The following is a 20,582-nucleotide window of genomic DNA, read 5'->3' as shown; positions in this document are numbered from 1 at the left end:
TCATCGCACGACGGGCCGCCGTGGCGGGAGGAGCCGGTCGATCGCCCAGCCCGCCACCGGCAGCACGGCCAGCGCGATGCCCAGCCCGGCGAAGACGTCGGTCGGGTAGTGCGCTCGCAACGACACCTGGGACCACCCCATCGCCAGCCCGGCCAGTGCGACCAGCCCGACCAGCACCGAGGCACCGGCACGCGGGCCAAGGCCGCGGACGTCGATCACCAGCAGTCCGGTCACCGCCGCGATGGTGACCCCGAACGCGGTGTGCCCGCTGGGAAAGGACAGGAACTCGCCGTGGATCAGCCGTCCGGTCAGCGGTTTCAGGCCGGTGGTCAGCCCGATCGTCACCACGCAGGAGACCACCAGCAGGATCGCCGTCCGGGGCCGCCGGAACCACAGGCACGCCAGGCCGAGCGCCAGGAAGAGCACCACCGCGCCCAGCGGCTCGCCGCCGAAGTCGATGATGATCGCCCACTGCCGGACCGATCCCTCGGCGCGGTCGAAAACCGAGTACAGGAACGCGTCCGGGCCGGTGGTGCCGGAGGTTCCGGCATAACGCAGGCCGAGCACGAGCGCGGCGAGGAAACCGAGTGCACCCAGCACCGACAGCGGTGTCCTGGACTGCGGTGGGAGCGCGGGCGGGCTGGTGGTCACTCGGCCGGTGCTCCTTCGGCGGCGGCGATCGCGGCACGGTATCCGCCGACCAGCCGGTCCAGGCCCGCTTTCGGGGTGAACTCCTGCTCGTAGACCAGCCGGGCCGCCAAGCCCATCTCCTGGTTGCGTTCGCCGGCCGCCTCCCGCAGCCGTGCCGCGAGCGAATCGGCGTTCCCGGGTTCGTGCAGCAGGCCGGTGACGCCGTCGTCGACGAGTTCACCGAACGCGCCGTGCGCGGCGGCGACGGCCGGCACACCCGCGGCCATCGCCTCCACGATGACCAGGCCGAACGTCTCCAGCCAGGTCGACGGCGCCACCACGGTGTTCGAGCGGGCGATCAGGTCGCGGCACTCCTCCTTGGACCGGAGTCCGAGGTACGACACGTCGTCACGGCCGTCCGCCCAGCGGGCCACCTCGTCCTGCATCGGGCCGCTACCCGCGATCACCAGCGGCAAGCCGATCCCGCCGAGCCGGTCCCAGGCGTCCATCAGCAGCCCGGCCCCCTTCTCCGCGGTGATCCGGCCGAGGAACAGCACGTGCTCCCCCGCGCCCGTGCGCGTCTTCCCCGGATCGTCGACGTAGTTGTGCTTCACCACGAGCCGCTCGGCGGGCATGCCGGCGGCGACCAGGATCTCGCGTTGCGCCGCCGAGATGCAGAAGAACCGCGAAACCCCGGTCCACCAGCGCTTCCGGTTGAGCACCAGGCTCGCCGCCATCGGCACGGTCGCGAGCGCCGACCCGCGGTAGCACCCGTGCCGCACCGCCGGGATCGGGGCGCGCCGCGCGCAGTCGGTGCACACGTGCCCGTCGCGGTACAGCGTGCCGGGCGCGCAGATCTGCGTGTAGTTGTGCAGCGTCGCGACGACCGGGACCCCGGCGTCGGCACACGCGGCCAGCACCGACGGCGAGAGCAGCGGAAACGTGTTGTGGATGTGCACGACATCCGGCCGGTCGTCGCGCAGCAGCCGCGCGAGTTCCGCACGCACCGCCCGGTTCCACGGCACCCGCAGCGGGAGCACGGCCTTGCGCGGCAGGGACATCCCGGCGATCTCGTCGCTGCGCCGTTCGAACAGGCGCACCTCGTGCCCGGCTTCGGCCAGCAGCGCGGTCTCCTGGTCGACGACGTTGTTCTCCCCGCTCGGCTGTTCGGCTCGGTAGCGGTTGTGCACCACGAGGGCCTTCACCCGGTCTCCTTCGCCGTCAGGAACTTCGCTTCTCGGACCAGTAGCGACGCGGCCAGTGCCAGGTGCAGCAAGTAGGGCGACGCGTCACCGAAGCCCGCCTCGGTGAAGGAGGCGGACAGGCAGTAGGTGATCAGGAAGATCGCGCACGAGCGCGCCAGCGACGGCGGCCGCAGCACCGCCACCACGACCAGCACCAGCAGGAACGCCGCCACGATCACGATCCCGACGATCCCCTGCTCGTGGTACACCGCGAGCCAGCTGTTGTCGATCGGGAGCCCGTCGTAGGACTTGTCCGTCAACCCGACGCCGAACAGGTACTCCAGCGTCGTGCGCGGCGCGGCGAGCAGCGCGTCCCACACCTTGGCGCGGCCGGTGAGGCTGGAGAAGTTCTCCTCGCTCTGCCCGCGCAGGAACCACGCCTGCACCAGCCCGCCCAGCACCACCATCACGAGCGCGCCGGTGAGGACCAGCCCGGTGAGCACCTTGCGGGCACGGGCGTTCGACATCCACAGCGACAGCAGCGCGACCACCGTCCCGGCCACCAGGCCCAGCGTCGCGGTCCTGGTGTGGGTCAGCAGCAGGATCCCGACCGCCGGGATGATGACGATCAACGCGTTCCGCCGGTCCAGCCGCCCACCGAGCCACAGCAGGATGGTGAGCCCGATGACGATCGCCGCGTACTGGCCGATCTGCGGCGGGGTCAGTGGCCACAGCGCACCGGTGAGCCGTCCGCCGTAGTCGAACGGCATCGCGTTGCCGGGGCTCAGCACAAGTCCGATCACCACGGTCACCAGCACCACGGCATACGCGCGGATGTGATGGCGGACCAGGTCGATACTGCCGCTCCACCAGCGCGTCAGCAGCCACAACGTGGCGAGGAAGAGCGCGAAGCGGAAGCAGCGGAACAACGCGCCGAAGCCGCCTTCGAGGTCCAGGCTCGCGACCGTGCTCGACACCAGCAGCACCGTGAGCAGCGCGAGATAGGCGCTGGGCCGCACGCGCAGCTTGGTGTTCAACGCGAGCGCGATGGCGAACGCGACGCCGAGGCAGCCCATGGTGATCAGCTGGCTGACCGACCTCGGCAGCGGGATCACCGTCTTCGCCCCGGCCGAGCCCAGGGTGTTGACGATCAGCAGCGTCCACGCGACGCCGGCGGCCCTGGGCACCCGCGCGACCGGCCGCGCCGCGGTTTCGAGCACGTCAGCCACCTCCCGCCCGGGTGAACTGGCTGCCCTCGTCCTGCTTGTAGGGCGCGCCCTGCCACTCGCCGAAGCCCAGCACCCGGCTCGGCTCGAAGGCGACGAAGGTCCACGGTCCCGCGTAGGTGTTGTCGTGGAACCGGTTGTGCTGGCCGAAGGTGATCCCGTGCTGCACCACCTCGCCCTGGTACGGCGACCACTCCGGATACGTGCCGAAGTTCGCCAGCATGGCCGTCCGCGCGCAACTCTCCTCGCAGCCGGCCACCACCGGGTCCAGGGCGAACCGGTTGTGGTGGACCTCCACGCGCTGCGTCTTCCACCGGCAGTCGGCGTTCAGCGGGCCCGCCGCGATGCCCGGCTGCGCGCACCGGCCCGGTTCGGGCACCAGCCGCGTGCAGCTCCCGGAGGAGGTGTTGGCCGGGCTGTTGCAGAACCGGTCGGAGTTCTCCCACAGGGTGATCCCGTTCCAGTTGTTCTCGAACGAGTTCCCGGCGATCTCCAGCTTGTCCGTGCGAGCGGGCACCCTCGGCTCGCCGCCGGACTCGCTGATGTAGACCGAGGCCACCGGGAAGCTGTCGCCGCGGTCGACGTAGGCCCGGCCGTCCTCCTGGTTGTTCCGCCGGATGGCATTGGTGCGGATGACGGCGTTGTAGCTGGTCTCGTACACCAGTGCGGCGCCGTCGTTGTCCTCGATGACGTTGCCCTCGATGAGGAAGTCGTTGTTGTTCGTGTCCGCCCAGAGTCCGGCGCCACGGTTGTCGTGCACCCAGTTGCCGCGGACGTCGGCGCCGTTCACCGACCAGAACTTGATCCCGCCGGTGCAGCCGCAGCCGTCGATCCGGGTTTCCCAGTCACCGGTGTTGTTGCCGGAGATCTCGTTGCCCTCGACAACGAGCCCGGTGATCGTGTTGCCCCGCGAGTAGGCGTTCATCCCGTACTGCCCGTTGCGCCGCAGGCAGTTGTCCCGCACCTGCTGCCGCGCGCCCGCCATCATCGCCGCGCCGTCGTTGTCCTGCACGGCGCTGTGCTCGATGATCCAGCCGTCCGCCGAATCGTGGTTGACCACGCCTTCGTCGTGCGGGGCGGCGAAGCCCTGCACGACGAGGTGCTGGAGCTTGACGTCAGGGGCGTCGCCGGAAAACGCGTACTGGTTGAGCTTCCGGCCGTCGAGCACGGCGCCCGGCCCGCCGACGTAGGCGTTGCCCGGCTTCGGCGTGACCTGGTCGTAGCGGTCGTCACCGAGCCGATGTGTGCCGGGAGCCAGCCAGAACGTCGTGCCCGCCGGGCTCGACCGCGTCTTGGCGGCGAGATCACCGGGGACGGCCGGATCGATCTTCACCGCTCCCGCCGGCGCCTCCGCCGGTCCGGGCGCGAGCTTGTCGCACACCTGCGCGACGGGGCCGGACGGGGCCTGCGGATTCCCGGCCTCGTCGGCCGGTTCGGCGGTGCAGGCCAGGAGCGGCACGGGGCTGAGCAGCGCCAGCAGGGCTGCCCGCACGAGGCGACGCGGTCGGGTGGTCACAACGGCGGGTCCTCACCGACACGATCGAAGGTGAGCACGCTGGTCAGCGCGCCATCGGCGGTTCCGGTGCCGAGCAGCGTCCACGCGGGTTCGCGGCGGCCGAACCCGGCCGAGTACCAGCCGAGCGGCGGCGTGGTCTCGCCGCGATGCGCCGACCACGTGAGTTGCGGCGGAAGTTCCAGCGAGGCACCGCGCTCCTGGCCGTCGACCGTCCAGGACAACGTCGCCGTTCCACGGGAAAGCGCGACCTCGACGGACGGGCCGAAGTGGAACGCGAGACGGCAGGGCCGTGCTTCACCGGAGCGGACCTCGTCGAGGATGTGGAGCTTCGAGTCCTCCAGTTCCACCGTGCGCCGGTGGATCGCGGGTGCGTAGCCGTCGTGCTCGGCGCTCCACCGTGACGGCGTGCCCACCGCGAGCACCCTGGTGGTGGCGTGCCTGGTCCAGAGGAACGGGCCGCCGGAGACGGACTGGTCGGTGCCGTCGAGTTCGAGGGTGTTGTGCGCGGCCGTGGACCGGAAGTACGACCGCCACTTCGGTTCGCCGTGGTAGCAGTAGGTGCCCGGATCGGACAGGATGTCAACGCCGTCGTGCCGGACCTCGACCGAAAGCGCGTCCGCGTGGGCGTGGGCGGCGATGGACAGGAAGCCGTGCGGCCCGCCGTCGCAGCGGCACCAGATCGCGCCGTCGCGCAGGATGGTCATCCCGGCGTCGGCGAAGTCGTCGCGGCGCCGGGGCGGGCGCGCGACGTCGAGGCGGATGTCACTGGCGAGCGCGGTGAGCAGCGGCGTCCGCACGTCCGGAGTGACGACCTCGGGCCACCAGTCCAGCCGTCCGAAAAGGACCTCACCGGTGTTGAGCAGCGACGCCCAGCGGCTGGTCCCGCCCCCGTCCGCACCGTCTATCACGAGCCCGTACCCGTCGTCCGCGTCGCCCTGCCTCGGCGGCCGCAGGCTGTCATCCACCATGGACGCCAGCGCGTCGGTCTTGCGGACCAGCACCCGCCAGGTCGATCCGGGGACCTCGACCCCGGCCGCCTGCGCTTCCAGCGCTCCGGCGAGCGCCAGCTCCAGCACCAGTCCGTGGTACTCGGTCGCCAGCTCACGGTTGACGCCCGAGTCGAAGGTGTTGTGCCGCAACATCTTGTCCAGTGACGCCAGTGCCGACGTACGCCACCCCGCCGATTCCGGGAACCAGCCGAACGCGCACGCGGCGGCGAGCTGCCCGGCGTCCTCGGCGATCACGTGGTTGTTCGCCGAGGAACCCCGGCTCCCGAACGCGGCCAGCCAGCGCTGGTGGTGCCAGATCTGGTTCAGCGCCACCGGATTGTCCTCGAACAGCAGCGGCGCCCGGTCCCAGCCGTCGAGCAGCCGCCGCACCCACACCCAGGACAGCAGCCGGATGCCGAGTTCGATCCCGCTCACCCAGTGCACCCCGCGCATCGGCGGATTGGCCGCCCACCACGAATCCAGGTGGGCGGCGACGCGCTCGGCGTACCGGTTCTCACCGGTCAGGGCGTACGCCGCGGCCAGCACGGTCAGGTGCTGGTGCCGGGACGGCTCCCAGATCTGCTTGATGTCGCCGACGGTGTCCTCACTGCGGTACGGGATGTCGAAGGAGTACACATCGGACGGTGCCAGGCGGCCGGTCTTCGGGTCGCGGGACCAGTCCGGCGCGGCGAAGTCGTGGCGCTCGACGCCGAAGAACTCGGCGTGCCCGTCCATCAGCCGGTCCGCGGTGGCCAGCAGGCCCTTCACCGCGTCACCGGAGACCGCGGCGAGGGCGCTCTCCCCGAGCACGGGGGCGAGGCGCCGGTCCGGCAGCCAGGTGGCCCGCTCCCCCGCCACCCGGCGCCACCGCCGTTTGCGCACGGCGTCGGTGACACGGCCCGCGATCTCGGCGGGGCTCATTCTCGACAGTCTCCGCAGGTACCAGCTCAGCTCCATCAGCCGACCACCGCTTCGGTGTCGATTTCGGTGTCGATCCGCACCGGCGCGCCGGTCTCCAGGCTGCGGTTGACCGCGAACGTGGCCAGCGTCGTCGCGGCCAGCGACGCGACCGGCACCGGCATCGAGACCCCGGTCCGCAGCGCGTCGACGAAGGCTTCGAGTTCGGCGGCCTGGCCCTTGTCGCGGCCCTGGGGCAGGCGGGAACTCACCCACTTCTTGCGGCCGAACACCGACGCCCGCGCGAAGTCGTCGAACTTGAGCACCTTGCCGTCGGCGGTGACGTCGATCGTCTCCTTTGGAAACCCCGGCGCGCCATGGGTGGTGTACGCGATCGACGCGGTGGAGCCGTCCGGGTAGCGCAACAGGATCTGCAGATCCTGGTGCCCCGGCGTGGCGGTGGCGTACACCGAGACCGGGTCGGACCCGAGCAGCCAGCTGACGGTGTCGATGAAGTGCCCGCCCTCACCGGCGAACCGCGAGCCCTCGCTGTCTGCCTGGTTGTACCAGCTGTTCGCGTCGAGCCTGCCCGCGTTGACCAGGTACCGCACCGACGCGGGGCCGATGCGCGGCCCGAAGTTCCGCACCGCTTCGGTCAGCAGCGGCGCGAACCGGCGGTTGAAGCCGACCTGCAGCCGGTTGTTGCCGGACTCCTCGATCGCGCCGAGCACGAGTTCGAGTTCCTTCTCCGACAGGGCCAGCGGCTTCTCGACGAAGACGGCCTTGCCCGCGAGCAGCGCGCGCCGGGTCAGTTCGGCGTGCGAGCTGTGCCGGGTCACGATGAAGACCGCGTCCACCGAGGGGTCTTCGAGCACCCGGCCGAGATCCGTGGACGCGCGGGTGAAACCGAACTTTCGCTTGGCGTTCGCCCCGGAGAGCGCGGAAGTGGTGACGACGTCGGAAAGCTCGACATCCTCCATCCCGGCCAGGTGCGGCAGCAGCATCGAGGACGCGTAGTTGCCCGCGCCGACGAACGCGAGCTTGACGCCACCGCTCTTGGGAACCGCGCGGGCCGTGACCTGACTCGGCACGGACACCGACGAGACGACGTGCTCCGCCGATCCGGCGGGCCGCTTCTCGTACTCGAACAACACGGCGACGGCCTTCAGCTCGCCCTCGTTCAGCTTCCGGTAGGTCTCGACGGCCTCGGAGAACGCCGAGACGTGCGAGATCAGCGGCTCGACGTCGAGCCGGCCACCGCGCATCAGGTCGAGCACGCATTCGAGGTTGCGGCGCTCGGTCCAGCGGACCTGGCCGATCGGGTAGTCGCGGCCGTCCAGCTCGTACTCCGGGTCGTAGCGGCCCGGACCGTACGAACGGGAGAACCGGACGTCGAGTTCCTTTTCGTAGTAGGCGTTCCACGGCAGGTTCAGCGAGCACTTGCCGATGTCGACCACCCGGCCGCGGTCGCGGCTGAGCTTCGCGGCCAGCTCCACCGGCTCGTTCGTGCTGCCGCCCGCGGCCAGGTAGACCTGGTCGACGCCGTGCCCGGCGGTGACCTCCGCGACCGCGGCGTCGATCACCCCCGACCCCGGATCGGCGCACTTGAGCGCGCCCAGCCGCTCGGCCAGTTCGCACCGGACCGGGTCGGGGTCGACACCGAGGACCCGCACCCCGGTGGCCACCAGCAGCTGCACCACCAGCTGCCCGATCAGGCCGAGCCCGATGACCAGCGCGATGTCGCCGAGCTGTGGTTCACCGCGCCGGACGCCCTGCATGGCGATCGAGCCGACCGTGCCGAACGCGGCGTGCCTCGGGTCGACGCCGCCGGGCACGCGCGAGTAGAGGTTCTTCGGCACCCAGTTCAGTTCCGAGTGCAGCGCGTGCTCGTTCCCGGCGCAGGCCACCAAATCCCCGACCGCGACGTCGTCGGTCCCCGCGCCCACTTCTTCGACGACCCCGCACAGGGAGTACCCCAGCGGGGTGTAGGAGTCGAGCTTGTTCATCGCCTTGCGGTAGGTGGCCGCCAGCCCGTTCGCCGCGACGCTCTGCAGCACCTTCGCGACCTGGTCCGGGCGCGCCTTCGCCTTGCCGACCAGGGAAAGACCCGCCTCGGACACCTTCATCATCTCGGTGCCGGTGGAGATCAGCGAATAGACGGTGCGCACCAGCACACCGCCCGGCTTGCACGCCGGGACCGGGACGTCGAGAAGCGCCAGCTCCCCGCTCTTGTAGTTCTGCACTACCTGTTTCACGTTGCTCCTGGTGGGTGCGATCGGAAGTCCGTCGGGGGTATTCGGTGGATCCAGGTTTCGCTGGGCGTGCGGCCGGGAGACTCGCGTACCGGAGTCGTACCCGGGTCTTCCGGCCGTGCGTCCAGCGGGAAGCTGGGCCGCCGAGACCCTCGGCAGACTTCCGATCGTGATCACTAAGCGGTTCGGGCCGAAACGGCACCGCGATACCAGTACTCGAGGGTCAAGATGTGCCAGAGGTGCTTGGCGCGGTCCTGCTGACCGGACGCGTCTTCGTCGACCAGCCGTCGCAGGGCCTCACGGCGGAGGAAACCGGCCTTCACCAGCTCGCCTTCGTTGGTCACCTCACGCACCAGCGGCGCGAGGTCGCGGCTCATCCACGCCCGCAGCGGGGCGCTGAACAGGCCCTTCGGCCGGTGCACGATCTCGGCCGGGAGGATCGACAGCGCCGCTTCCTTCAGCGCCATTTTCCCTTGGCGCTTCACTATCTTGCGGTCCCCCGGCAGCCGGAACGCGGCCCGGACCACCTCGACGTCGACGAACGGCGTCCGCACCTCGGTGGAGGCGGCCATGCTGGAGCGGTCGGTGTAGGCGAGATTGAGGCCGGGCAGGAACAGCCGGGCGTCGGCGAGGCACATGCGGTTGACAAAATCCGACAGCGTGTTGTCGTGGTAGGTGTCCGCGTGCTCGGTGAGCACGTCGTCGACGGCACCGGCGAGGTCCGGGTTCAGCAGCCCGGCCATCTCCGCCCGGTCGTACATCGTGTAGCTGCGCCGGAACGCGGTCTCCTCCGGCAGTTCCGCGAACGAGAGGAACCGCTTGGCGAACCGCACCGACCGGAGGCCGCGCTTCGACGTCGCCACCGGCAGTCTGTCCACAACGGACGCGATGGACCGCCGCACCGGGGCGGGCACCCGCTGGTACCGCACGGCGAGCTGGTTCGCCAGATGCTTGCGGTACCCGGCGAACAGCTCGTCGGCGCCCATTCCCGAGAGCATCACCTTGACCCCGGCCTCGCGGGCCGCGGTGCAGATCAGGTAACTGTTGATCGCCGCCGGGTCCCCGATCGGCTCGTCGAGGTGGTAGGTCATTCTCGGCAGCAGGTCCAGCACCTGCGGCGCGATCTCGATCTCGTGCAGGTCGACGCCGAACCGGGCGGCGACCTTTCTCGCGTACCCCAGGTCGTCCGGCATCGCCTCGAACTTCGCGTCCTCGGCGCGGAAGCCGATGGTGTAAGCGGAGATCCCCGGTTGCTCGCGCGCGGCGATCGCGGTCAGGTAGCTGGAGTCGAGTCCGCCGGAGAGAAAGGTCGCGACCGGCACGTCCGAGAGCAGGTGCTTGCGCGTGGAATCCTCGATGACGGCGTTGAGGTCGAATCCGCCCTCGTGGGCCGCGCCTTCTTCGGCGACCCGGCGCAGCGACCAGAACGTACCGCGGTCGGCGCCCCCGTCCGGGCGGAACCGCACCCAGCTGCCCGGCGGCAGCTTCTCGGCCTCACTGAACGCACACCGGTTGTCCGGCACCCAGTAGTACAGCAGGGACGCGACGAGCGCGGTGTCGTCGATGGTCAGCGATCCGCCGAGTTCGGCGGCCAGTGCCTTCAGCTCGGACGCGAACACGACACCCCGGCCGCGGCGCACCAGGAACAGCGGCTTGATGCCCAACTGGTCACGGACCAGCACCAGCTCGCCCGAACGCTCGTCGAAGACACCGAACGCGAACATGCCGCGCAGCCGGGAAAGACCGTCGACACCCCACCTGCGCCACGCCTCCAGCAGGACCTCGGTGTCCGACGTGCCCCGGAACCGCACACCACCCGCTTCGAGTTCGCCACGCAGCTCCGGCGCGTTGTACAGCTCCCCGTTGTAGGTCAGCGCGAGGCCGTCCTTGACCATCGGCTGCGCCCCGGTCTCCGACAGGTCGATGATCGACAGCCTGCGGTGTCCCAAGTGGACTTCAGCGGTCCCGGCCCGGTGGTCGTACCGCCCCTCGCCGTCCGGCCCGCGGTGGGCGAGGGTCTTGGTGAGCCGATCGGTGAGCGGCCCGCCGTCGGGCCAGTGGTACGCGCCTGCGATACCGCACATCTGGTTTCGCTCCCCATCTCTACCTGGCTCCGGCGTTGTCATGGTTTTCAGGACGCCGATACGGCATCGGCGGGCGGGCGCGCGTGCCGTTCAGCGTGGCGAGCGGCCGCTCCGGCGCCGATCGTCCGCGCAGGGCGGTGTGCAGGCCGTCCCACAGCGTGCCGTCTGTGTGGTCGCGCGGATCGGGATCGACCACCACGACGCCGATGATCGGGATCCGCCGGTCCGCCAGCTGCCGCGCGACGGTGTGCAGCCACTCGGTGTTCGCGTACCCGGCACGCACGACGAGGATCGTCTCCTTGCCGAGGAATTCGAGATCGGTCCACGATGTCCCCGGCTCGATCGAACCGACGCCGATACGGCGCTCGCCGCCAGGTGCGTCACCTCGGTCCAGGACTTCCACGTCCCCGGCGAGCGCTCGCAGGTTCGCCTCGGGCAGGTCGTCGACGAGTGAGACCGGTCCCGCCTCCGCGAGTTCGCGTGCCATGTCGACGGCGAGCGCGGCGGTGGTCCGGCGGGCACCGAGGTCGAGCAGCGACACCGAGCCGCCGTCCTCGCGGACGGTCCTGGCCAGCGTCACCGCGACCCGCTGCCGCCGCCTGACCGCACGCGCCCGGAACCACCACCGGGGCGGTTTGGGCAACTGCGCCAGCACCGAGGCACCGAGGTGTTCCGAGATCTCGCGCCGCAGCACCGGCCGGTCCCGCACCACGCTGGTGACCGCGGCGAGCGCCAGCCCGCCGAACAGCCCGAGCGCGAAGCCGATCCCGGTGTCGGTGGCGATGGTCTTGAGCAGCGACCGCGGCAGGATCCTCGGCGCGTCCACGACCCCGGTGCCCGCCGCGACCTTGGGCGTGCCGATACCTGCCTCCTGCGCGCGGCCGTCGTAGTCGGAGATCTTCGAGGTCAGCTCCGCCCGGCGCGAGTACAGCCGCTCCAGCTGGGCCGGATTCGCGCCGCCGCGCTTGGCTTCCTCGGCGACGATGTCCGATTCGATCGGCGTGAGTTCCTCCTGCGCCTTGTCCCGCTGATCCAGCAGGGCCTTCTGCTCGGCGGCCGCCGCCTCCTGGTTGCGGGCGACGTACTCGGTGATGAAGGCGTCCGCGATCGCCTGCGCGCGGGCGATCGCTTCGTCGCCGGTCCCGCCCTTGACCGTCAGCTGGAGGACGTTGTTCGTCAGCCCGAGTCCCTCGTAGTCCTTGAGGAACTCCTCCGGTGCCTGGGTGCTGCCCAGCTTCCCGAGCGCCTCGGCGGCGATCTTCGTGGTCTCCAGCACGGCGACGTCGGTGCGCATCAGCGTCCCGCTGTCGGTCGGCGAGTCGTCGGGATGGATCACCAGGATCTTCGCCACCGCGGTGGGCGGCGACGGCAGCAGCACCGCGACCAGGCCGCCGGCGATCAGCCCCAGCAGCGCGGTGGCCAGCCAGAAACGCCGTCGCCGCCGGACCGCGACGACCAGCCGCTGGAGATCGATGAGCGGTTCTCTCCCGGCACTCGTCACGGGGTACCCGCCAGCGCTTCGTGCTCGACGGGCAGCTCCTCGCGGACGCGGGTGGGCCGGACCGGGCGGATCAGGGCGGCGCCCGCGACCGCGAGCCCGGCGTCCGCGCAGGCTTCGGCGATGCCGACCAGTTCCCAGGCGGTCCGGGAGCCGACGCTCACCACAACGAGCGCTTCTTCGGCGTCGGTGTCCTGGACGACGGGCCGGACGGGGTTGACCGTCACCACGGTGAACCGGTCCCCGGTGATCCGCCCGGCGGCCTTCCGCCCGAGGTGGTCGTCCTCGGCGGTCACCACCAGGTGCCGCTGTGGCGAGAGCCGGGCCTCCAGCCGGTGGAAGTGGACGTCGTCGTCGATCTCGTCGGGGAAAACGTCCACGCGGGGCACGTTCCACGGCCGGTCGTCACGCAGGAGCCTGGTGCGCAGGGACGGCTCGCCGTCCGTGACGGGCAGCTCGTCCACGACCTCGACGGTGGCCAGCACGGGTCCGCCGAGCGCCCCGGCGATCTCCCCCTCGTCACGCAGCCGCCGATCGGTGCGGGCGGCGAACAGGTGCCCGAGCAGCCCGAGCAGGAAGAACAACGCCGCGCCGCCGAGCACCAGCTGCTCCACGGTGGGCGCGGCAGCCGAGGCCGGTAGCTCGGCCGAGCCCAGCACGACCATGTTGCCGAGACCGCTGGCGGTGTCGGCCGCGTTCAGCGCGGACATCGCCTGCTCGATCGACGAGCGCAGGCCCTGCAACTCGGTGCGCAGCTGAAGGCTCTCCACGGTGGTCGTGCCGTCGTCGACCTTCGCGGAGAGTTCGCTGATCCGCTGGTTCGTCTGCGTGACCTGCTGGCGCAGCGTTTCGCGGCGTTCCTGCGCCAGCTGCACGGCGGCGTCACCGGAACCGGCGATGATCTGGGTGGAGTACTTCACGAACTCCTGCGCGAGCTGGTCGGCCATCCGCTGCGCCTGCTCGGCGGTGTCCCCGGTGGCCTCGATGGTGACCACGTTGCCCTGCGCGACCGAGGTGGCCACCTTGTCCCGCAGTTCGGCTCCGGTCCCGCCGAGCACGGCCGCGGTGCGGTCGAGCACCACCGAGCTGGTCGCCACTTCGGCCTGGGTGAGCAGTTCGTCCGCCTCGCGCGGCCCCTGGAGCAGCACGCTGGCGGTGGTCCGGTAGCCGGGAGAAAGGAGGAGCGACGAACCCGCACCGACCACGGCACCGAGCGCGGCGAGGACCACCAGGGTCCGCCACCGCCCGCGCAGCACCTGCCCGACCATGGCCAGGCGCACCGTGTCGTCCGAGTCGTGCGTGTCCACCGTCAAAGCCGCGGTCTCCCCTCCGTGCCCCGTACCGGCGCACCACCAACCCCGTCGGACCGATCACGGCGTTGGTTACACGATCGCCCGCGTCTTGTTCGAAACGCGACCGGCCCGGTCAACGAACCGCCGCCGCGTAGGCCGCGAGCAGGGCCTTTTGGGAGTTCTCCCACGAAAGCGGCCCGGCGACGCGCGCCCGCCCCAGCTCCCCCATCCGTTCCCGCTCCTCCGGCGAGTCCAGCAGGTGCGCGATCAGCTTCGCGAATTCCCCTTCGTCGTTGGACTTGGCGTACAACGCGGCCTCGCCGGCCGAAACCCGCGCCTCGCGCAGGTCGAAAGAGACGATCGGGCGGCTCATCGCCATGTATTCCATGATCTTGTTCATGGTCGAGACGTCGTTGAGCGGGTTCAGCGGGTCCGGCGAAAGGCACACGTCGGCCGCGGAAAGGTAGCGCAGCAGGTCTTCGTCGGAGATCCGGCCGGTGAACTCGACCTGGTCGTCGAGCCCGAGCCGCCCCGACAAGGCCACCATGGCGTCGAAGGCGTCCCCGGCGCCGATGAACACGGCGTGCCAGTCGGTGCGGCCGAGTTCGTCGCGCAGGCGGGCGAGCGCCCGCAAGGCGTAGTCGACGCCGTCCTGCGGGCCCATCACGCCGAGGTAGGCCAGCAGGTGCGGCTTGCCCTTCTTCAGTTCCGGCTCGACCGGGACCTGGTGGAACCGCTCGACCACCGGCGCGCTGCGCACCACGAATACGTCGTCCGGCGACTTGCCGCCGCGTCGCACCGCGACTTCCTTGTAGCTCTCGTTGGTCGCGATGACCACGTCGGCCGTCCAGTAGGTCCGGCGTTCCAGCAAGCGGACCGCGCGGTACAGGAAGTCCTCACCACGGTCGAACCGCGACAGGTACAGCTCGGGGCAGAGATCGTGCTGGTCGAAGATGAACTTCGCGCCCCGCCGCTTGAGCGGGAGCGCGACCAGGAACAGCAGGTCCGGCGGATTGCAGGCGTGCACCACGTCGATCCGGCCCAGCTTGCGGGCGAGCCGGAAGGTGTGCCACAGCGCGGATCCGTACTCCTGGAGGTATCCGGCCGGACCACCGGTGGCGGCGCGAAGCGGGTACCGCAGGATGTGCACCCCGTCGACGGTCACCTCCGCCTCGGTGTCCCGCTTCGTCCCTTGTGGACAGATGACGTGCACGCCCCAGCCCGCGTCCCGGAGCGTGGTGCACTCCTGCCAGACACGGCGGTCGAACGGCACGGACAGGTTCTCGACGAGGATCAGGGCTTCACCAGGCAAGGCCGACATATCCCTCTTCAGCCCGGCGCCGGTCGGCGTCGGGTACGCGGACGAGATCGATGATCTGGTGGCCGTCGCCGGCCGGGAGCGCGGCGAGCACCTCCGGGTCGGTGCAGCCGATGAGGCAGACCTCGGCGTGCTCGAGCACCTCTTCGACGGAACCGGCCAGCAGCTGGCCGAGGTGCGGCAGCCTGGCCTCGATGTACTCGCGGTTGGCGCCCATCAGCCGGGAGAGGCTGACGTTGGCGTCGTAGATCCGGAGGTCGTACCCCTTGCCGTGGAGGCGTTCCGCGAGTTCGACGAGCGGGCTCTCGCGGAGGTCGTCGGTGCCGGGCTTGAACGACAGGCCGAACAGCCCGACCTTGCGCTTCCCGGTGCGCACCACCAGGTCGAACGCCCGCTGGAGGTGTTCGGTGTTGGAGGGCAGCACGTGGGACAGGATGGGGATCGCGACGTCCGCCCGGCGCGCGGCGTAGACCAGGCCGCGCAGGTCCTTGGGCAGGCACGAGCCGCCGAAGGCGAACCCCGGACGCAGATAGGCCGCGCTGATGTTGAGCTTGCGATCGGTCAGGAAAACGTCGATCACCTGGTGCGAGTCGAGCCCGAGCGCGCGGCAGATCGCACCCAGCTCGTTCGCGAAACCGATCTTGAGTCCGTGGAAGGAATTGTCGGCGTACTTCGTCATCTCGGCGACCGGGATCGCGACGCGGAAAACCTCGCCGGGAAGTCCTTCGTACAGTTTCGCCACGACGTCACCACTGGCCGGGTCGAGTTCGCCGATGACGGTTTTGGGCGGGTCGAAAAAGTCCCGGACGCTGCTGCCCTCGCGCAGGAACTCCGGGTTCACCGCCACGCCGAAATCGACGCCCGCGGTGCGGCCGGAGGACTTTTCCAGTATCGGGACCAGCAGGTCCAGGCAGGTGCCGGGCAGCATCGTGCTGCGGAAGACCACGGTGTGCCTGGTGGTCTTGTCCTTGAGCGCCCCGCCGATCTCCTCGGCCACGCGTTCGAGGAACGTGGTCGACAGGCTGCCGTTGGGCGAGGACGGGGTACCGACGCAAATCAGGGAAATCTCGCTGTCCGCGACCGCCCGTCTCGCGTCGGTCGTGGCTCTCAGCGCGCCCGCGTCGACGACCTCGGCGGTCAGTTCCCCGATGCGCTCCTCGACCACCGGCGCCCGGCCGCGGGAAACGAGGTCGACTTTCACCGGGTTCACGTCGACCCCGACAACTTCATGCCCGCGTCCGGCCAGGCACGCCGCCGACACACAACCGACGTAACCGAGCCCGAAGACGCTGATCTTCATGCGAATTCCTCCAGCCGCGTTCCGCTGACCCGTTGGTCGGCGGATAGCCGGAGTTCGTTACGATCCCCCGCATTCGGCGGAATCCCTGCGTGCAAAGGATTCAACGGCAGGGAGTTCCTCGGCCAAACGCGCTAGACAGCGCGGCACCGAAAAGCTCCCGCAATTTTCGAAGCCGGTTTCGCACAGTCCACAGTGGAGTCAGTCGTCACCCGACCGGAGCAGGGGCGGGTCATTTCACCGCACCCGGTGCACCGGCACGGCGGACTCGGAAGGGTCAGTTGGCCCCGTAGAACCGGCGGATGCGGCCGATGATGTAGTCCTGGTCGCTTTCCGACAGATCGGTGTAGGTCGGCAGGTACAGGCCCTTCGCGGAGAACGCGGCGGCCTTCAGCGAGGCCCAGTCCGGGTCGAAGTACATGGGCTGCCTGCTCATCGGGATGAAGAACGGCCGCGTGTCGATGCCTTCGCCCGCCAGGTACTCCCTGAGCCCTTCCCGATCTTCGGCGAGCACGTCGAACATCCACAGCACGTCGCGCGGCGGCATCGGGGTGAGGCCGTCGATGCCCTCCAGCCCGGCCTGGTAGCGCTTCTCGATGGCCGCGCGCAGGGCCAGGATCTCGTCCAGCCGCTCCACCTGCGCCAGCGCGACACTGGCCTGCAGATTGGTGAGCCGGAAGTTGTAGGCCACCTTCCGGTGCAGGTAGCTGTGCTCGCTGCTGGCACCAAGCCCGCGCAGGTGCGCCATCTGACCGGCCAGCCACGGGTCGTCGGTCAGGCAGATGCCGCCCTCCCCGGCGGTGATGATCTTGTTCGCGAACAACGAGAAGCAGGCGATGTCGCCCACCGGGCGCACCCCGTGCGCCTCGGCCGTGTCCTCGACCACCCGCAGCCCGTACTCGTGGGCCAGCCGCATGATCGTGGCCATGTCGCACTGCCTGCCGTAGACGTGCACCGGCATGATCACCTTGGTGCGCGCGGTGATCTTCGCTTCGAGCTGTGTCACGTCCACGGTCAGGTCGTCACCGCAGTCCACGAACACCGGGGTGGCCCCGAGATAGGTCACCGACCAGGCCGAGGCCACGTAGGTGAACTCCGGCACGAGCACCTCGTCGCCCGGCCCGACGCCCAGCGCCCGCAGCGCCACCGTCAGCGCCGTCGTCCCCGAGGAGCAGGACACCCCGCGGGCCATGCCGTTGTACTCGGCGAAGGCACTTTCGAACTTCGCGACGTTCGGGCCCTGTGAAGAGATCCAGTTCCCGGTGACGGCCTCGGTGACGTAGGCCAGCTCGTTGCCCCCGAGGCTGGGCTTGGAGATCGGGTAGGTGAAAGGCATGCCGGGCTCAGTCCTGTTCCATCGCGGGGAGGCCGAGGATCAGGTCGGCCGCCTGGCGCCGCCCGCCCGCCGCGGCGAACAGTTCGGCGTACTTCTCCGCGTTGACGCGGAACGAGTCGTCGGCGAGCACGCGCTCGATCTTGTCGAGCAGGTCGTCGGCGTGCAGTTCCCATGGCTTGTCCAGGGTGAGGGACACGCCGAAGTCCTGGCCGCGGCGGGCCTGGTCGTAGGTGTCCACCCACATCGGCCGCAGCACCTGGGGTTTGCCGAAGTGGATTCCCTCGGAGAAGCCGTTGCCGCCCGCGTGCCCGACGAAGAGCTTCACGTTGTCGTGGGCCAGAACGTCCAATTGGGACGGTACCCAGCTTTCGACGCGCACGTTCGCCGGGAGTTCGCCCGGCAGCCACCGCTGTTGCGGCTTCGGCAGCTTCCACAGCACGTGGTGCCTGCCTTCGAGCCGCCGCGCCACCTCCACCACCGCGCCGACCTGGTCGACGGTGAGCCGGGTGTTCGTGCCGAGTCCGATGTAGATCACCGACTCGTGCGCGGAGAGCCAGTCGTCCAGTTCGCTCCCGGGCGCCTGCGGCAGTGGCGGCAACAGCGCCCCGACCAGCTTCACGTTGTCCGGAATGGTCAGCGGGTAGTCCAGCTCGCGGACCGTGTGCACCAAGGCCAGCTCGGCCTTTTCCACCCGGGCGAACTGGCCGGCCACCTCGGGCGAGATGCCCAGTTCCTTGCGGACCTCGGCGTCCTCCATCCACTGCTTGCGCATTTTCGACGACATTCCCATGGCGATCGTGCGGAACTGCATCAGCCGGTTCTGCAGGTTCTGCACGAGGTTCTGCTCGTAGGGCAGCCCGGAATGCGGCACCGGGAACTTGCGCGGAGCGTACGACTTGCCGAAGGGCACGTAGGAAACCAGTACGTTGCTGGGCAGGAACGGCACGTTGAGCACGTACGGGATCTTCTTGGTGATGGCGAGTTCGATGCCGTACTGGCACATGCAGTCGATCACCATCAGCGCCGGCCGGATCTTCTCCACGGCCTCTTCCAGCTTGCGGTACTTCGGCACCCGCTGCCGGGGGTCGATGTTCTTCTCGATGATCGCCCGGCGCGCCTTGAACCGCGACCGCTGCGTCACCCTGCGGTAGGTCTCGTCGTCCCAGTTCTCCGAAAGCACGTCGGGGTGGTGCTCACCGAGTGAGAAGAACTCGACCGGGGTGCCCGAATCGATCGATTCCACATCGGACCGCCGCATCTCGTCCGTGGCGAACCACAGGTTCTCGACGTTGCGGCGGGACAGCTCGTCGGCGAGCACGAGCATCGTGTTGATCAGCCCGCTGCCGACCGAACTCACGAACAGAATCGGCCGCTGACTCGAACTCATCTACGACTCCCCTTCGAAGAAGTGGTGGCCCGCGCAGCATGCCCCATTCCCTCTCGCGGTCGGCCGATCTTGAGTCGAATCCCTAGTCGATACGCCCGAATTATCGTGAACGTGCATTTAGGACACGATCACTCCCGGATCGGCAGCCACAACTCCACCTGGTCGTAGCGGCGGTAGAACTCGACCAGCGGCCTCGCCTCGTCCGGCTCCGCGACGGCCATGAGTTCGTCGAACCCGGGTGCGATCCGGCCGTAGAGTCCGGGCGGTTCGCCGACCAGCCTGCCGCGCAGGTACCAGCCGCCGGGCAGGGTGCCGACCCGCAGGCCCAGGCCCGCCGGATCGTCCTCCGGCTTCACCGGCGTGCAGACCGTGTACGTGCCCTCCCGCTCGTCGGCCCGCGCGTACATCTTGCGCCCGCGCAGGCCCACCAGATCCTCGAAGCCCGCCCAGAGCGCCTGCATCTCGGACAGCTCATCCCGCCCGGTCCGCTCCATCACCGCGACGTCCTCACGCCGGATGCGGTCCGGCGAGCCGTTCAGCACCGAATCAGTCATTCCGGCACCCAACCACGCGGCACCGACAAAAACCGGCACTCAGCCGCGTCGCGCGTGCGTGCCCCGCCGCACCAGTTCCGGGGTGAATCCGGCCTTTCTCGGGGCCAATTCCGGGTGGTCGATGCGCTCGACGAGCATGCGCGCCGACGCGCGGGCCATCTCGTGCAGGTCGTGCCGCACGGTGGTCAGGTCGAACGACTCCCACCCGGCCATCGGGATGTCGTCGAAGCCGATCAGCGTCAGGTCCTCCGGGATCCGGATCCCGTGGCGCAGTGCGGCGTTGAGCGCGCCTATCGCGGTCACATCGTTGCCGCAGAACACCGCCGTCGGACGGGGCTCCAGCGCCCACAGCTCGGGCAGCGCGCGGTAACCGGTCCCGAAGTCGAACGGGCCGCGCCGGATGTGCTCTTCGGTCAGCGCGATCCCGGCCTCGGCCAGGCCAAGCCGGAACCCCAGTTCGCGGTCCCGGCCGGTCGAGGTGTCCTGCGGGCCGCTGATGATCGCCACGTCGCGGTGCCCCAGCCCGGCCAGTTCCGCGGCCACCAGCCTGCCGCCCTTTTCGTTGTCCACCACGGCACTGTCGGCGTGGGCGTTGGCGGACTCCCGGTTGAGGAAGACGTACGGCAGCCCGCGGCGGCCGAGCTCGTCGGGCAGCGCCGAGTCGAGTGTGGCGGTGGCCAGCACCACGCCGTCGATCGAGCGGTCGAGCAGCCGCTCGCTGGCGATCGCCGATTCGGAGCGCTCGGTGAACAGCATCATCCGGTAGTCCAGCCGCTCCAGCTCGTCGTGCAGCGGGCCGACCAGGTGCGGGTAGAACGGGTTGGTCAGGTCCGAGATGACCACGCCGACCCGGCGGCTGGCACGGGTGGACAGGCTGCGACCGGCTTCGCTGGGCACGTAGTTCAGCGCCTCCGCCGCGCGGCGGACCCGGTCCAGCGTCGCCGCGGTGACCCTGGGGTCGCCCCGCAGCGCGCGTGACACGGTCGCCTGGCTGACCCCGGCCAGCCTGGCCACGTCGTGGCTGGTGATCGCCATCGCTGTCCCCTCCGCCGTGAATGCATACGCATCGTAGTGCACATGAGCCCGTCCAGTAGCCACTTTCGACCGGGGTGCCGGGAAATC

The 20,582-nt window shown here is 69.9% G+C and carries 15 protein-coding genes; all 15 read right to left on the bottom strand.

Going from position 1 to position 20,582, the window contains the following annotated elements; translation table 11 throughout:
* Window positions 1–651: a phosphatase PAP2 family protein gene (locus YIM_RS21395; RefSeq protein WP_153032039.1), complete on the bottom strand. Its 651-nt coding sequence runs from the start codon at window positions 649–651 to the stop codon at window positions 1–3.
* Window positions 648–1,835, bottom strand: coding sequence for a glycosyltransferase (locus tag YIM_RS21390; RefSeq protein WP_153032038.1), 1,188 nt, complete (start codon window positions 1,833–1,835; stop codon window positions 648–650). The genes YIM_RS21395 and YIM_RS21390 overlap by 4 nt, the downstream gene beginning before the upstream one ends.
* On the bottom strand, window positions 1,832–3,034 hold the full coding sequence (locus YIM_RS21385) for an O-antigen ligase family protein (protein ID WP_153032037.1): 1,203 nt from the start codon (window positions 3,032–3,034) through the stop codon (window positions 1,832–1,834). The genes YIM_RS21390 and YIM_RS21385 overlap by 4 nt, the downstream gene beginning before the upstream one ends.
* A 1-nt stretch (window position 3,035) precedes the next feature.
* Complete coding sequence (locus YIM_RS21380) at window positions 3,036–4,556, bottom strand: right-handed parallel beta-helix repeat-containing protein (RefSeq protein ID WP_153032036.1); 1,521 nt, start codon at window positions 4,554–4,556, stop codon at window positions 3,036–3,038.
* The gene (locus tag YIM_RS21375; RefSeq protein WP_153032035.1) at window positions 4,553–6,502 is read right to left on the bottom strand and encodes a heparinase II/III-family protein; all 1,950 of its coding nucleotides are present in this window, start codon (window positions 6,500–6,502) and stop codon (window positions 4,553–4,555) included. Before YIM_RS21375 ends, YIM_RS21380 begins: the two co-directional genes overlap by 4 nt.
* The gene (locus YIM_RS21370) at window positions 6,502–8,697 is read right to left on the bottom strand and encodes a bi-domain-containing oxidoreductase (protein WP_153032034.1); all 2,196 of its coding nucleotides are present in this window, start codon (window positions 8,695–8,697) and stop codon (window positions 6,502–6,504) included. The genes YIM_RS21375 and YIM_RS21370 overlap by 1 nt, the downstream gene beginning before the upstream one ends.
* 173 nt (window positions 8,698–8,870) lie before the next feature.
* Window positions 8,871–10,778 carry an asparagine synthase (glutamine-hydrolyzing) gene (gene asnB, locus YIM_RS21365; RefSeq protein WP_153032033.1) on the bottom strand — a complete coding sequence of 636 codons (1,908 nt, stop codon included), beginning with the start codon at window positions 10,776–10,778 and terminating at the stop codon, window positions 8,871–8,873.
* A gap of 19 nt (window positions 10,779–10,797) precedes the next feature.
* Window positions 10,798–12,279 (bottom strand): Wzz/FepE/Etk N-terminal domain-containing protein, encoded by a 1,482-nt coding sequence (locus YIM_RS21360; RefSeq protein ID WP_153032032.1) that lies wholly within the window; start codon window positions 12,277–12,279, stop codon window positions 10,798–10,800.
* The gene (locus YIM_RS21355; RefSeq protein ID WP_153037145.1) at window positions 12,276–13,544 is read right to left on the bottom strand and encodes an exopolysaccharide biosynthesis protein; all 1,269 of its coding nucleotides are present in this window, start codon (window positions 13,542–13,544) and stop codon (window positions 12,276–12,278) included. The genes YIM_RS21360 and YIM_RS21355 overlap by 4 nt, the downstream gene beginning before the upstream one ends.
* A gap of 157 nt (window positions 13,545–13,701) precedes the next feature.
* Window positions 13,702–14,889, bottom strand: coding sequence for a glycosyltransferase family 4 protein (locus YIM_RS21350; RefSeq protein WP_153032031.1), 1,188 nt, complete (start codon window positions 14,887–14,889; stop codon window positions 13,702–13,704).
* The gene (locus tag YIM_RS21345) at window positions 14,870–16,186 is read right to left on the bottom strand and encodes a nucleotide sugar dehydrogenase (RefSeq protein ID WP_153032030.1); all 1,317 of its coding nucleotides are present in this window, start codon (window positions 16,184–16,186) and stop codon (window positions 14,870–14,872) included. The genes YIM_RS21350 and YIM_RS21345 overlap by 20 nt, the downstream gene beginning before the upstream one ends.
* Window positions 16,187–16,460: 274 nt before the next feature.
* Window positions 16,461–17,519: a DegT/DnrJ/EryC1/StrS aminotransferase family protein gene (locus tag YIM_RS21340; protein ID WP_153032029.1), complete on the bottom strand. Its 1,059-nt coding sequence runs from the start codon at window positions 17,517–17,519 to the stop codon at window positions 16,461–16,463.
* Window positions 17,520–17,526: 7 nt separating this feature from the next.
* On the bottom strand, window positions 17,527–18,906 hold the full coding sequence (locus YIM_RS21335; protein ID WP_153032028.1) for a glycosyltransferase: 1,380 nt from the start codon (window positions 18,904–18,906) through the stop codon (window positions 17,527–17,529).
* A 128-nt stretch (window positions 18,907–19,034) separates the two neighbouring features.
* The gene (locus YIM_RS21330) at window positions 19,035–19,460 is read right to left on the bottom strand and encodes a GyrI-like domain-containing protein (protein WP_153032027.1); all 426 of its coding nucleotides are present in this window, start codon (window positions 19,458–19,460) and stop codon (window positions 19,035–19,037) included.
* Between the two features lie 39 nt (window positions 19,461–19,499).
* A complete protein-coding gene (locus tag YIM_RS21325; protein WP_153032026.1) occupies window positions 19,500–20,495 on the bottom strand; it encodes a LacI family DNA-binding transcriptional regulator in 996 nt (331 codons plus the stop codon).
* Between the last annotated feature and the right edge of the window lie 87 nt (window positions 20,496–20,582).

Source organism: Amycolatopsis sp. YIM 10, assembly GCF_009429145.1.
Taxonomy (GTDB): Bacteria; Actinomycetota; Actinomycetes; order Mycobacteriales; family Pseudonocardiaceae; genus Amycolatopsis.
This window is presented reverse-complemented; position numbering and strand designations above follow the sequence as displayed.